Origin of the sequence: Bacillus sp. FSL W7-1034 (assembly GCF_038593365.1) — a bacterium.
Lineage (GTDB): Bacteria > Bacillota > Bacilli > Bacillales > Bacillaceae > Bacillus > Bacillus altitudinis.
This window is the reverse complement of the sequence record NZ_CP151989.1, coordinates 1977300-1991202: the sequence shown is the minus strand read 5'-3', so window position 1 is coordinate 1991202 and position 13903 is coordinate 1977300. Positions and strand designations below refer to the sequence as shown.

Sequence of the window (13903 nt, the reverse complement as noted above, 5' to 3'; positions counted from 1 at the left end):
GGGACTGCTTTTTTTCTTGTGTTACGCTTTGTTAGCCACAGGTTCCGTTGTTTTCCCATTCTTTTCAAACAAATCACTTGTCACAGAATTAGATGTGACATTCTTCTGGAAGAATGGATTCAAAATCAGGATGACCACAACGTTTGCTAGTAAACCGAGAAAGCCTTCATAAAGGCCGAATGTCATTTGTGTCATATTCGCTGTAAAGGTCACGATAATTCCTACGATGAGCCCCGCAATCGTTGCTTCTCTCGATTGTTTTTTCCAGAACAAGCTGATGGCAATGGCTGGGAAAATTTGAACCATTCCAGAAACACCGATCAGCTGAAGCGTGACAAGCGCAGTCGGGAACAGCATACCGAATAAAAGAGCAAGCCCGATCACGATAAATACCATCGAACGTGTAATGATCGTTAACCGTTTAGGTGACACATTTGGATGGATTAAATCACGGTACAAATTATTGGCAAATAAATTCGACGCCCCAATGGCCATGATCGAACATGGAATGAGAGAAGCAAGTGCAATCGTTGAATACGCAAGCCCCTGCATCACGCCGCCATATGACGTCTGAATTAAATGAAGAAGAGCAAATCTTGGATTTGTATCTTCCGGTAAGACTAAAAAGGCAATGAAGCCAAGGAAGATGACCAAAATCAATACAATGTTGTAAAGAGGTAAAAACATACTGTTTTTACGGATGGCATCTGCGCTTTTGGCTGTGAAAACACCAGTTGCTGCATGAGCCCACATAAATAATGCGAGTGCAGAAACACCTGATGCGGTAATAAACCACAAAATGCCTTTAGGGCCGCTTTCAGGAATCGTCAGAAGCTGTGGGGCCTCCTTAGCTAACGTATTCATCATTGGTGTCCAGCCGTTAAAATGAATAATCGGGAGGGAAACGACCATAAAGAGCATGATCACCCAAACAAGAATATCTTTAATAATGGCTGTATATGTAGGACCTTTAATACCACTGAAAAATGTATAAAGTGCAACTAAAATAAATGAAATCATAACCACTGCATTCACATTAATATAACTCGTTCCAGCGACAGTTAACGTATCTTGAATCCCGCTTAGCTGAAGACAAATGTATGGAATGAGCATAAGTACACCAACAATGGCAATCAAACTGGATAACAGTTTACTGTCAAATCGCTCACGTGCATAATCAGCAAGTGTTGTCAGCTTGTGATTTTTTGCAACCGTCCAAAGTTTTGGTAAGAAGAAATACGCAATAAAATAAGCAAGAACGGAATAGGGGATAGCGAAAAAAGCAACACTTCCTGCTGTATAAGCTGTACTTGTGAGCCCTAAAAAGGTATAAGCAGTATATAAGTCTGCGCCAACAAGGAACCAGACGAGAAGCCCGCCAAATTTTCTCCCGCCAACAGACCATTCTTCGACTGATTGTCTTGATGATTTATCACGACCAGCGGCAAAACCGATGACCACGACGATGAAAATGATACTTGCAGTAATCAATAAAGCTGTTAAGTTTCCTTGCATTCGTCAGTTCCTCCATTTGAATGTTGCATCCTGTAAATGATAAATGTGCAAACGGGTGTGAGTACAATCCATAGTAAGAGCCAGAAGTGGAAAAAAGGCAGCCCGATGACAAATGGATGAATACGATTCACAAAGGGGAGCAGTGCAAGCTGTCCAATGAATGGAATCGCGATGAGTAGCGCCAGTATCAGTTTTTTGTTCATGTTTTCCTCCTCTAATATTTTGTAATTTCATAATAATAGCAGTTGTCAGATTAGATCACAAGACCATTTTCAGAAAAAACAATCATTTTTATGAATATCATACTAATATAACGCTTTCATTTTTAAAAAGAGGTAAATACTGAAGAATGAGAAAGGAAGACTTGAAAATAAGTATGGAAAAATAATATTTAGAGCAAATAAAAAAGCCCCAGCATGACGCTGAGACTGTGCCGTTTTTTATAGGAAATCAGATACTTCTTCGATGTCAAAACGATTGCTTTTGTGAGCTTCTTTTGCTGCTTTCCCGACAGAAATCAACATCACTGGTTCGTATCGACCACTCACATTGAATTCTTTTACGTACGCTTCTTTGCTGAAACCGCCCATTGCGCATGTATCATATCCCATTGCTTTCGCCGCAATCATTAACTGCATAGCAGCTAACGAAGCGTTTGAATACGCAGCTTCACGTGCATATTGCTCGCTTTGGTATGCACCATTGATTTGCGTCATCAGTGTTTCTTTAATATCTTCTGTGATGAAGCCTTGTTCTGCTAGCTCACTGTAGATTTTTTCACCCTTTAGATTGGCTTCAAGGTCACCTAGCACAGCAATCACAGCTGATGCTTGTGAGACTTGTTTTTGGTTGTAAGCAATTGGAAGAAGTTTTGCTTTTGATTCAGCACTATGGAAAACAGTGAAATGCCAATGCTGAAGGTTCCAAGCAGATGGTGCTTTTGTTGTGATATCAAGAAGCTCTTTTAACTCTTCTTTTGTCATTTCATGAGTTGTATCATACTCTTTTACTGAAGCTCTTTCTTTTAAAATGTCAATCGTTTTTTGATCGCTCGCCATATGGATATTTCCTCCCGTTTTTGCAAATAGTATGGTACAATAAATAAAAAAGTGAGAAACTTACTTATTGTAACTAGAGATATATTTTAAATTGTATACCGTTAGTTTGTCAAACGATTATGAAAAGAAAGGCTGAAATATATGGAATTTCAATTATGTCCAAACATTCAGCAAGCTTTTTTGCTTCTTGGAAAAAGGTGGAATGGTCTCATCATTCATGTATTGCTTGATGGTCCGAAGCGGTTTAAAGACCTGACGGACATTATTCCATCCATCAGTCAAAAAATGCTCGCAGAACGCTTAAAAGAGCTTGAGCAAGAAGGAATCATAAAGCGCACTGTACTTCCTGAAACGCCAGTCAAAGTCATCTATTGTCTAACCGAAAAAGGGAGTGCATTACATGGTGTGTTCGGAGAAGTATCGCGCTGGGCAGGGGAGTATGCTGGATCTCGTGAAAAAAAAGAGCAAGCCTAGTTTTAGGTTTGCCCAAACGTTTTGTCTCCTAATGAATATGCTGATGTTAGGCACATGACAAAGGAGGAGAAATGCATGTACCCTCATACTCCGTATTTTCGAGGCGGTGCCCCTGGCATTCCGCCATATGAATCTAGAGTCCCTTTGTTTTTTGGTTTTGGCGCTCCTTTAGTCGGCGGACTGCTTGGCGGATTTCTAGGAAGTGCGATTTTTAATTATCCTCGTCCATATTACCCGCCACCACCACCGCCTGTTCCACCACCTTATGGCGGCGGATATCCACCATATTATTAAGAAAAAAGAGTAAGCCTGCTTCCATTTCAAAGCAGGCTTTTTATAATGGAATATCAATTTCAGAAATGCCTGGATCATCATGCTTTAAAAACATAATTTCTAAAATACCATCTTGATACGAAGCCTTCGTTCCTTTTCTTTTCACAGCAGCAGGCAGGACAACCTTCTTTTGTTTATTCTCTTCAGGAAAATGATCAATAAACAGCAGATTGGCTGTATGTTTGATTTTTACTTTTTCCGTGTTCGGACGATCGAGCTCTATTTTGACAAACACGTGATCTGTCGTCTCAAATACTTCAACATTCGGCTCTTTCTTTTTTTTATCGTCTGTCTCTCTTGTTTTCTGCTGCTGAGACAGCGGATCCTGAAAGGGGAATTGAGCAGAATAATTGGAGCCGAAAACACTTTCCATGACTTGATTGACATATTGCTCAACGTCTTTAGGATCTGAATTTTTTAACGCTTCTTTTGAAAATTGCTTTTGAAAAGGGAATAATCGGTTCCAGTCAAACATGCAAATCATCCTTTCTAAATGCCCTGAATTAGTATATGCCCATAAAGTGATGTGCGTGCTATAATATACGATAGGTTTAGAAAGGAATGGTTAGATTGAACGAACAACAATCAAAAGGTGTCTTATATACGGCTGCATCTTTTACATTATGGGGGTTGTTCCCATTATATTGGAAACTGATGGAGCATATTTCGTCAGGCGAAATTTTAGCGCACAGAATAGTATGGTCCTTTGTTTTTATGTGCGGTATTCTTTTATATTTAAAGCAAGTCCGTCCAGCGATGCAGACTGTGAAAGGTCTGATGATAGATGGAAAAGCACTTTTTTCATTACTTTTATCGGCTATTTTAATTTCGGTCAACTGGTATGTATACATTTGGGCGGTAAATCACGATCTTATGCTGGAAGCGAGTTTAGGGTATTATATTAATCCGCTTGTATCAGTTTTACTAGGCATCATTTTCTTAAAAGAACGACTGAATAAAATGCAAACCACCGCCATTCTCATTGCCGCAGCTGGGGTCATCATCTCAACTGTTCAGTACGGCTCATTTCCTGTCGTGGCTTTCGTATTGGCTTTTAGTTTTGGGTTTTATGGACTGATTAAAAAAAGGATGAGTTTTACGAGTGCCATTGGATTAACCATTGAAACACTGCTTCTTGCACCAGCTGCGCTTGTTTACTTATTCTTCTTCTTAAAAGAACCTGTTGTCACGATGAATCCGAGCAGCTTCGGCTCTCTTGGGCTATTATTTTTTGCAGGTGTCTTTACAGCTGTACCGCTTCTTTTATTTTCTGAAGGGGCCAAAAGAATTCCTTTATATCAAGTTGGTATTTTGCAGTATATTGCACCGACCATTACACTCTTTTTGGGGCTGTTTGTGTATCACGAACACTTATCTGCAGCAAAAATCGTGACATTCCTCTGTATTTGGGTGGCGATTTTACTATTTACAACCTCTCAACTGCGAATGAAAAAAACAGCGAATTCTCATTAAAGAAACGAAGCAGTTTGCTTTTTTTTGCAGGCGGATCATGTCATAATAAGTTGTTACCAAAACTGTAGAGGTGATCACATGTCATCAGTCGATGAGCTTGCACACGCTTATCAATCTTTATGGAAAAATCGGCAGCTTGATGTAGTGGATATGACTTCATTACACGAGGCGATACGAGATGATTTGCTTGATGCACGCACCCATCCTCGCGCAAGAAAGTCATTGCATCAAAAGTATGTACTCGCTGTGGAAAGAATTTTAGAAAGCACGATTGAACAGGGTCATCAACTACAGCTGATCAGCTTACATACGAAAAAGCTGCGAGAACTAATTCAAAATGAAGGAAGGAACCACTCATGAAACCAATTCAAACGGAAGATGTCACAGCACATCTTGAATCGTTTTTAAATCGGCCAGTCTTCGTTCATCTTGAAACGACAACTGGTTCTTATTCAGCTCATGTGAATGAACAAAATATGACGGTCGTGGCGTATATCCGCAACGCAAAAGTCGTCTATTCACAGGCGAAAATAAAAGGACAAGGTCCATACCGAGTCGGAATGAAAACAGAAGATGGCTGGATTTACGCAGAAGGTTTAACCGATTACGTGTTTGATGAACAAGGCCGCCTGCTGTTAGCAGGTCACCTGCCAGACGGAAAACTAGCGATCTCATTACAAATTAGTGAAACACCATTTCAGGTGTAGGAGAGAGGGGAACAGTGATGAACGAACATGTACTTGTGATGCTGCCTCACCCCGACGATGAATCCTTCGGGGTCGCAGGGCTCATCGCGCAAAGCAGAAAACGTGGAATTCCAGTGACGTATGCATGCGGGACACTTGGAGAAATGGGAAGAAATATGGGAAGTCCAACATATGCTAACCGTGAGACACTTCCTGAATTAAGAAAACAGGAATTAATCAATGCATGTAAAGAAATGGATGTCACAGACTTGCGAATGCTTGGTCTTCGGGATAAAACGTTGGAATTTGAAGATGATGAGTATTTAGCGGATGTGATGGAAAGTATTATTGATGAAGTGAAACCAACCCTTATTGTCACATTTTATCCAGGTCATGGTGTACACCCTGATCATGACGCGACAGGTGAAGCGGTCATTCGTGCTCTATACCGCAAGAAAAAAGAAGACCGTCCCGTCACATACTGTATGGCCATTACGAAAAATCGAGAAGAAGTGCTAGGAAATGCCGATATTGTGATTGATATTACGGATGTAGCCGATATCAAATTAAATGCACTAAGAGCGCATAGAACACAAACAGAAGGCATGCTAAGAGAGCTTGAACAAAAGTTGAAAAACAAAGAACCAGTCGTTCAAAAATGGTTTGATGAAGAAATTTTCTGGACGTATCAATGGAATGACTAAATGAAAGGCAGCTGACTTCAGTCAGCTGCCTTTTCCTGTTGTATCAGAATGCATACGTCTTTCAATCAATCTAAGACGAACAAATAGGACGATGGCACCTGCGGCAAGCCCAGTAATCAGACCAATCCAATAACCGAACGCTCCAAATGAGGTATACGTGCCAATCAAGTAGCCAGCTGGAAGGCCGATGACCCAGTAAGAGACAAACGCAGCAATCAGTGTATAATTCACATCTTTATACCCGCGTAGAGCTCCCTGAATTGGTGCGGCGATCGCATCTGACAGCTGGAAAAAGATCGCATACATCAAAAAGTGCTGTGTCATTTGTAAAACAGCTGATTCAGTTGTATATAAACCAGCGATCTCAGGTCTAAATAACAAGATGAGTGCTGCGGTACATAATGAGAACAAAACAGCTGTTGCAATGCCAATATAGCTGTAGCTTTTTGCGTCTTTATACCGCATGGCACCGGCTTCAAAACCTACAACAATCGTTAAAGCCATTGAGATACTAAGCGGCAGGATATATAAAATAGAAGCAAAGTTCATCGCTGCTTGGTGACTGGCGATTGTCACGGTATCAAAGTGACCCATTAAGAGCGTGACAGCTGCAAAAATACTTGTTTCAAAAAAGATCGCAAACCCAATAGGGATACCGATTTTCAGTATTTGACCCATTCGGGAGACGTTAAAACGAGGTAATGTCTGAAACAACCGAAAGGATGCAAACGGTTCGGCTTTGATGACAATACAAATACTCATGATGAAAATTGCCCAATACGTCAGCGCAGATGCAAGACCTGCCCCTGCACCGCCAAGCTTTGGAAACCCAAAGTTTCCAAAAATAAAGAGATAATTTAAAACAAAATTAATAGGAAGTGCGGTTAACGTAATGAACATCGTCACACGTGTTTTTCCTAATGCATCAATGAACGATCTCATGACTGAATAACCAAAAAGCGGGATGATCCCAATAGCAAGGAAGCTGAGAAAATGACGGGCAATGGTTTCTACGGATGGTTCAAGCCCAAGTCTCCCTAAAATAAAAGGAACACATAACGATCCAATAACAATCACCACGATACTTAAAAGAAAAGATAAATAAATGGCCTGGAAGACTGCACGAGGAACGTCTTCCCTGCGGCCGCCGCCCATCAGCTGAGCCACTATAGGGGTAACAGCCATTAAAATACCAGCGAGACCAGTATAAACAGGTGTCCAAATACTCGAACCGATCGCTACACCTGCCAGGTCTTCTGCACTCACTTTTCCAGACATCACCGTGTCTAAAAATGTGATGAGCGAAAGACCTGCTTGTGTAATTAAAATCGGAATCAATATGGTTAAAAATTGTGCCAACTTTGCTCGAATACTATTCGTTTCTCTCATCATAAGTTCCTCTCTGAACAGAAATAACGAGAGGAATTATATCACGCTATGTAAAAAAATCAATTCTCCGTCGGATTATTTTTCTTTGAGGGCTTCGTTTTTTTGAACATTTGGGCATAAATAAAAGAAAGACTGACAACACCTAAAATGCTGCAAGCATATTGAATCACTTTTTGAATGGTCATATTGAATTCACCTCCATACAAATAGAATGTGCACAATTTGTTATTTTATGACACTAGCGAAAGAAGGAGGGACATGGTGAGATGATCAATCGCACAAATGAAGAAGCGATGTTTAAGTTAGAAATGAAATCTCATTTAACGCAAATTATGATGGATGCAAGGAAAATCGTCGATTCCCTTGACCAGACGGAACAATGCCTTCTTTGTGAACTCGAATCATTGCATGATCAGTTTAATGAAATGCATGCAGAGGCTTCCTCGTTTTATTTACAAGCATATATGGAAGAATTCACACCAGGTTTTGCTCAATTTTCTTTAGCCATTGAGAACTTATCAAAACAAAAGCATGGCGCACTGATTGTGATTCAAAGGAGAGATGAGGTGGAGGATTATATACAAAAAGGGACAAACCTCCATGCGAAAATTAGCGCATCATTAATAGAAAGCATTTTCTATCCTGGAAACCCACTTCATGATGGCGCCCTTTTAGTGAAAGAAAACACGCTTGTTTCCGCTGCAAATGTCCTACCGCTCACCTCGAAAAAAGTCAGCCCTTCTCTAGGCACAAGACACCGGGCAGCCATTGGACTTTCTGGCATGACCGATGCCCTTGTTCTTGTGGTATCAGAAGAAACAGGGAAAATGTCGTTTGCGAAAGAAGGCGTCCTCTATCCGTTAACTGTAAAAGATCAAGAAATCAGAAAGTAAACATGAACACAGCATTCTTCATTGGGAAGGGTGCTTTTTTTATTGAGGAGAAAAAACAGGCAATTAAGTAAAAAGTCATTTGATACAGAAAAATTTGTCATGTAGAATAGAACTATGAAACTAGCAACGTGCTTGTTTTGACAAATTTCTAAACGTCAACTTAAAAATTCCTTAAAAAATGTTTATAAATACAGCAAACAGCCGATAGAAACGATATGGCTTTGTTTTAGCATTTTGAGTTTGCTGCTCTAAAACCTATTTAGTATTGCCCAACGTCTTCATGTCGAGTAATATTATAGAAATAAAGATAAAATAGTGCAAGAGAAGCAGAACCATTAAATGCTAAACTCAAAACTAGTACATAAGTCTTACGGTACGAAATCATGAAAGGCGGAGATTCATCTATGAAGAAAAAAGTAGTAACCGGCCTCACAGTTTCAGCGATCGCAGGCTCAGCTGTTATTGCTGCACCGGCAGAAGCACAGACGATCAAGGTGAAAAGCGGTGACTCACTTTGGAAGATTGCCGAACAGTACAACACAAGTATTTCGGAACTTCAATCTCTTAATCAATTAAAAACGACGATGATTTTTGCAGGACAAAGCTTAAAGATTCCTAGTGCAAAAAGTTCAAAATCCAGCTCATCAACAAGTTCAAAAGCAACGAAATCAAGTGCTTCAACAACATCTAGCTATACAGTCAAGCTTGGGGATTCATTATGGCTGATTGCGAAGAATCACAAAATGTCAGTTGCAAGTTTGAAAAGTTTGAACAGCTTAAACAGTGACCTCATTCGTCCTGGACAAAAGCTGAAAGTGTCTGGAACAGCGAAAACGAGCGGCAGCCAGTCCTCAAATTCAAACTCAACATCTAATTCTAGCTCAAGTAACAAATCAACGAGTTCTAATAGTTCGTCGTCAGCATCTAGTACATATAAAGTGAAATTAGGCGATTCACTTTGGAAAATTGCCAATTCGTTAAATATGTCGATTGGTGAAATTAAAACATTGAACTCGCTAAAATCTGATACGATTTATCCAAATCAAGTATTGAAGGTAAAAGGAACGGTGACGTCAAAACCAAGTCAGCCGAAAGCACCTGCTCAACCTAGCACGCCTTCAAACAGCAATCAGTCTTCAAGTAGTAAAACCACATCTTATACGGTTAAATCAGGTGATTCATTATGGAAAATTGCGAATCAGTTTAAGGTGCAGGTTCAATCAATCCGCACAGCAAACAGCTTGAAAAGTGATGTGCTGAGAATTGGACAAGTATTAAAAATCAACGGAACAGCTTCCGGTTCAACGGGATCTAATGGTTCTACGTCAAATGGTTCAACAACACCGGTCAACAATAATAAAAATGACGTTCCAATGAATGCAAAAATCACGACAATGATTCAAGAAGGTAAAAAGCTCACAGGCATACCTTACAGATGGGGCGGCAATACACCAGCTGGATTTGATTGTAGCGGCTTTGTTTACTATCTCATTAATAAGGTTTCATCAGTATCTAGATTGAGTACAGCAGGATACTGGAATATGATGACGCCTGTCAGCACACCACAAGTTGGAGATTTTGTTTATTTCACAACGTACAAAGCAGGTCCTTCTCATATGGGACTATACCTAGGTGGAGGAGATTTCCTTCATGCAAGTGACAGCGGAGTAGGAATTTCAAACTTAAGCAACCCTTATTGGAAAAAAGCCTACCTAGGTGCGAAACGTTTCTTCTAAAAAAGCCGATTTTCGGCTTTTTTTGTTTGCCTTCTCATCAGTTTGTCCATACTGATAGCAAAAGGGGGCAGTCATAAATGAAAAAGTCAGTGTGGATGATCATGATATGTTTGATCTTTACCGCATCAGCATGTCATGCACCGCCAAAAAAAGAAACGACAGAAGAAACAAGAGAAGTTGCCGCACCTAAACAAGCACCAGTGACAACGTCACTCATAAACGAAAGCGGGCAAAAAATAGGGAGCATTGAAATAAGAGAGTCCTCAGAAAATGGGCTGGATCTGCATGTGAAAGCGAAAGGACTGCCGCCAGGTCCTCACGGCTTTCATATTCATGAAACAGGAATATGTGAAACGCCAGATTTTGAAACGGCGGGGGCTCACTTTAATCCGACACATAGAGAGCATGGCTTCGACAACCCAAAAGGGCATCATGCTGGAGATATGCCTAATTTAGAAGTAGGGGCAGATGGTCAAATTGACGTCGTTGTGAATGTTCCGAATGTGACGGTCAAAGGAGGCCCGAATCAATTGGTTGATCAAAACGGGCGAAGTTTCATCATCCATGCAGAAGCAGATGATTACTTAAGCAACCCTTCTGGCAACTCAGGGAAACGCATTGCTTGCGGAGCCATCACAAAAGAAATGGTAAAATAACAGAAGACGAACCTTTATGTATTGAGTGCATAAAGGTTTTTTTAGTATACTTGGTGAGGAAAATGATCGAAGAGAGGAATTAATCATATATGTTTAACCAACCAGCACTCCCAGAAGAAATTCAAGCAATGATCGAAGCAAAAGGAAAAGTTCTCGAAGAAGAATTTCGTCCGCTTATCGGAACAAGCGGCTATGAATCACAAGATACGTCTATTATTCAAGATGCCATGATTGCACTTGCCCTAGGAAAAAATGTTCTGTTAAAAGGACCGACGGGCTCAGGTAAAACAAAACTAGCAGAAACTTTATCCGCGTTTTTTCAACAGCCGATGCACAGTGTAAACTGCTCAGTTGACCTTGATGCAGAAAGTCTAATTGGCTATAAAACCATCCATAATGATGGACAAGTTGCTTCTATAGAATTCATTGAAGGACCCGTTACAAAAGCAATGAAAAAAGGACACCTTTTATATATTGATGAAATCAACATGGCAAAACCAGAAACACTGCCTATTTTAAACGGTGTGCTTGATTACAGAAAAATGATGACAAACCCATTTACAGGTGAAGTCGTTAGAGCAGAAGAAGGCTTTGGCGTGATTGCAGCAATCAATGAGGGGTATGTGGGGACAGTGCCGCTCAATGAAGCGCTGAAAAACCGTTTTGTCGTCATTGAAGTTCCTTACATTGGCGGTGGCATTTTAAAAGAAGTACTGCACACTCAATCTGTATTAAAGGATGAGCGTTTAATCGATCAATTCGTACAGCTCTCATCAGATCTCATCGTCCAAGCACACAATGGACAGGTCAGTGAAGAAGCCGCATCCATTCGCGCACTGTTAGATACATGTGATCTTGCGCAATATATCCCGCCGCTTCGTGCAATTGAACGAGGAATTGTAGAGAAGCTAGAAGATGACCGGGAAAAAGCAGCGGTAAGAAATATCGCTCAAACATTATTCGAGTGAGGTTCTGACTTTTGAAATTCATCAAATTTAATGACAGCAGAATCGATTCATTTCTATTTATGGAATTAACGGATTTAGCCAAAACACTTGCCAAAAGTGATGATGTGGAGCTTGAATACGGTGTTCAGTCGTACTATGAACCGTTTGAAAAGAAAATTTTCATCAGCCATTTTTGGGATGATCGTCATCAAGAGGATATGATGGCAGGCCTAAAAAGTGATGTGTTCCTGCGAGCAGTAGGGACAGTGTATAGCGATCTTACAGTATTTGAAGACATCATTCGCTATGCCCACACATTATCCATTCCTGATGTGTGCAAACAATTGTTTATGCTGTTTGAAGATATCCGCATTGAAGAGCGGATTAAACGTGACCGCCCAGGAACAAAAAAGGTGTTTAAACGGAGAAGAGAGCTTTACAGACGTCACTTTAAAACACAATTAACGATTAACCAAGAGCGCAGTATTTTAACAGATGCACTCTTTTGTGCGATATACGTGAAGCTGACAGCCGAATCTCCGCTTGAAGAAATTCCACCCCTTCATGAGCGGATAGATCCAATGATTCCGTTTATTGAGTCAAGTCTTGAACGTGTATATGACGCACGCTCGACATCTGATATCGCCATCATTGTGAAGGAATTGACAGAAGGCTTCGATGAGCTCCTTGAAAAGGATATGCTGAACACATACTTTTTCTTCCCAGAATTGGACTATGAAAAAGCGGCAAAAGAACCGCTTTTCCATGACCTCAAAAGAAAGCCTAAGTTAAGTGAGGATATAAAAGTCGATCGGGAAAAAGAGGGGGATGAAGACATCCATAATGAATATATGGAAGTATGGCATAGAGAAACGGAAGCACCATCTAAAAGTTTCCTTCAATTTGATTTAGAACACGGTGGTAAAAGCGATCTCGGTAAAGATGCGGCAAGAGAAGGTGACGATGGAGATCAGGCGCTTGGAACGGTTCAAGGTTCAGCCAAACAAACCCATCGAAAAGACTATTCAAAGCTTGAAGCACTAGAAGAGGCAGAAGGAGAAGAAAGCGGGGCAGATGCGCATGAGAATGGAAAAGAAAACAAATATGCATTTCCAGTCATGATTTCACCAGAACCTCCTTCACCAGAGCAAATAGATGTGTACAAGCAGCACGCAAAGGCAATCGAGCCTTATCAGAAACGCTTAAAACAAATGATTCAAAAAACACTTGAGCATAAAAAATCATGGCCAAAAACAGATCTTCATGCAGGACGTCTCAGTAAAAAGCTCATTCGTTATTTTACAGAGTCTAATCCTCGACTATTTTATAAAAAACAAGCGCCATCTTCTCAAATTGATGCTGTGTTCACTTTATTAGTTGACTGTTCTGCGAGTATGTTTGACAAGATGGATGAGACAAAAAAAGGGATTGTTCTGTTTCATGAAGCTTTAAAATCAGTGCAGGTACCTCATCAAATTGTAGGGTTCTGGGAAGATACAAATGACGCAACTGAAACAAGTCAGCCGAACTACTTTAACACCGTCGTATCGTTCAAAGATTCCTTATTTGACGCAGGACCATCCATTATGTCACTTGAGCCAGAAGAGGATAACCGGGACGGCTATGCGATTCGCCAAATGACAAAAATGATTTTAAAACGAAGAGAAGAGCAAAAGTTCCTCATTGTTTTCTCAGACGGAGAGCCGGCTGCATTCAGCTACGAACAAAATGGGATCGTGGATACACATGAAGCGGTTCTCGAAGCGAGAAAAAAGGGAATTGAAGTGATCAATGTGTTTTTATCCAATTCTCCGATTGAAGAGGCGCAGATGAAAACGATCCAAGATATGTATGGCAAGTTCAGCATTTTTGTACCGGATGTCGATACATTGCCAGATGTGCTATATCCATTACTCAAGAAATTGCTGCATAAAAGCATTGGGGCATAAGGTTTTGCCCCTTTCTTTAAAATATTTTTCGGAATGATTTAAATTTTTTGTTTTTCTTTGAATTTTTTATCTTTAATTGAACAAAGAATG

General features: G+C 40.4%; 17 protein-coding genes. 11 read left to right on the top strand and 6 right to left on the bottom strand.

The features are described 5' to 3' along the window. Nucleotides 1–21 precede the first annotated feature (21 nt). From NST73_RS10060 to NST73_RS10050, 3 genes are all read right to left on the bottom strand, one after another. A complete protein-coding gene (locus tag NST73_RS10060) occupies nt 22–1515 on the bottom strand; it encodes a sodium:solute symporter (protein WP_041507073.1) in 1494 nt (497 codons plus the stop codon). After that, on the bottom strand, nt 1500–1718 hold the full coding sequence (locus NST73_RS10055) for a DUF3311 domain-containing protein (protein WP_017359680.1): 219 nt from the start codon (nt 1716–1718) through the stop codon (nt 1500–1502). Before NST73_RS10055 ends, NST73_RS10060 begins: the two co-directional genes overlap by 16 nt. A gap of 237 nt (nt 1719–1955) precedes the next feature. Then, nucleotides 1956–2573: a nitroreductase family protein gene (locus NST73_RS10050; RefSeq protein ID WP_008346464.1), complete on the bottom strand. Its 618-nt coding sequence runs from the start codon at nt 2571–2573 to the stop codon at nt 1956–1958. A 141-nt stretch (nt 2574–2714) separates the two neighbouring features. Here NST73_RS10050 and NST73_RS10045 point away from each other — a divergent pair, with 141 nt between their 5' ends. Both NST73_RS10045 and NST73_RS10040 read left to right on the top strand, forming a co-directional pair. Next, nucleotides 2715–3047, top strand: a complete 333-nt coding sequence (locus tag NST73_RS10045; protein WP_144679477.1) for a winged helix-turn-helix transcriptional regulator — start codon at nt 2715–2717, stop codon at nt 3045–3047. A gap of 75 nt (nt 3048–3122) precedes the next feature. Then, nucleotides 3123–3341 (top strand): hypothetical protein, encoded by a 219-nt coding sequence (locus tag NST73_RS10040; RefSeq protein WP_003215921.1) that lies wholly within the window; start codon nt 3123–3125, stop codon nt 3339–3341. A 40-nt stretch (nt 3342–3381) separates the two neighbouring features. Here NST73_RS10040 and NST73_RS10035 read toward each other — a convergent pair whose 3' ends face one another. Continuing rightward, complete coding sequence (locus NST73_RS10035; RefSeq protein WP_024718570.1) at nt 3382–3855, bottom strand: spore gernimation protein GerT; 474 nt, start codon at nt 3853–3855, stop codon at nt 3382–3384. A 95-nt stretch (nt 3856–3950) separates the two neighbouring features. On the opposite strand from NST73_RS10035, the gene rarD reads away from it, so the two are divergent. The 4 genes from rarD to bshB2 all read left to right on the top strand — a co-directional run bounded on the left by rarD (nt 3951) and on the right by bshB2 (nt 6243). Further along, nucleotides 3951–4853, top strand: coding sequence for an EamA family transporter RarD (gene rarD, locus NST73_RS10030; protein ID WP_024718571.1), 903 nt, complete (start codon nt 3951–3953; stop codon nt 4851–4853). A gap of 78 nt (nt 4854–4931) precedes the next feature. Continuing rightward, the gene (locus tag NST73_RS10025) at nt 4932–5213 is read left to right on the top strand and encodes a hypothetical protein (RefSeq protein ID WP_008346472.1); all 282 of its coding nucleotides are present in this window, start codon (nt 4932–4934) and stop codon (nt 5211–5213) included. Beyond that, nucleotides 5210–5560, top strand: a complete 351-nt coding sequence (locus NST73_RS10020) for a YojF family protein (RefSeq protein ID WP_008346474.1) — start codon at nt 5210–5212, stop codon at nt 5558–5560. Before NST73_RS10025 ends, NST73_RS10020 begins: the two co-directional genes overlap by 4 nt. A 17-nt stretch (nt 5561–5577) precedes the next feature. After that, a complete protein-coding gene (bshB2, locus tag NST73_RS10015; RefSeq protein WP_024718573.1) occupies nt 5578–6243 on the top strand; it encodes a bacillithiol biosynthesis deacetylase BshB2 in 666 nt (221 codons plus the stop codon). A gap of 21 nt (nt 6244–6264) precedes the next feature. On the opposite strand, the gene NST73_RS10010 is transcribed toward bshB2, so the two are convergent. Both NST73_RS10010 and NST73_RS10005 read right to left on the bottom strand, forming a co-directional pair. Next, entirely contained in the window at nt 6265–7632 is a 1368-nt protein-coding gene (locus tag NST73_RS10010) for an MATE family efflux transporter (protein WP_144679479.1), read from the bottom strand. Nucleotides 7633–7691: 59 nt separating this feature from the next. Beyond that, the gene (locus tag NST73_RS10005; RefSeq protein ID WP_003215647.1) at nt 7692–7817 is read right to left on the bottom strand and encodes a hypothetical protein; all 126 of its coding nucleotides are present in this window, start codon (nt 7815–7817) and stop codon (nt 7692–7694) included. An 81-nt stretch (nt 7818–7898) separates the two neighbouring features. Between NST73_RS10005 and cdaS the strand changes: the two genes are divergently transcribed. The 5 genes from cdaS to NST73_RS09980 all read left to right on the top strand — a co-directional run bounded on the left by cdaS (nt 7899) and on the right by NST73_RS09980 (nt 13813). Next, complete coding sequence (gene cdaS, locus NST73_RS10000; RefSeq protein WP_024718575.1) at nt 7899–8525, top strand: sporulation-specific diadenylate cyclase CdaS; 627 nt, start codon at nt 7899–7901, stop codon at nt 8523–8525. A gap of 404 nt (nt 8526–8929) precedes the next feature. Beyond that, nucleotides 8930–10261 carry a peptidoglycan endopeptidase gene (locus NST73_RS09995; RefSeq protein ID WP_144679481.1) on the top strand — a complete coding sequence of 444 codons (1332 nt, stop codon included), beginning with the start codon at nt 8930–8932 and terminating at the stop codon, nt 10259–10261. A 77-nt stretch (nt 10262–10338) separates the two neighbouring features. Then, nucleotides 10339–10917, top strand: a complete 579-nt coding sequence (locus NST73_RS09990; RefSeq protein ID WP_008346485.1) for a superoxide dismutase family protein — start codon at nt 10339–10341, stop codon at nt 10915–10917. 89 nt (nt 10918–11006) lie between these two features. After that, nucleotides 11007–11885, top strand: coding sequence for a MoxR family ATPase (locus NST73_RS09985; RefSeq protein WP_008346487.1), 879 nt, complete (start codon nt 11007–11009; stop codon nt 11883–11885). An 11-nt stretch (nt 11886–11896) separates the two neighbouring features. Continuing rightward, complete coding sequence (locus NST73_RS09980) at nt 11897–13813, top strand: VWA domain-containing protein (RefSeq protein WP_058336741.1); 1917 nt, start codon at nt 11897–11899, stop codon at nt 13811–13813. The last annotated feature ends 90 nt before the right edge of the window (nt 13814–13903 follow it).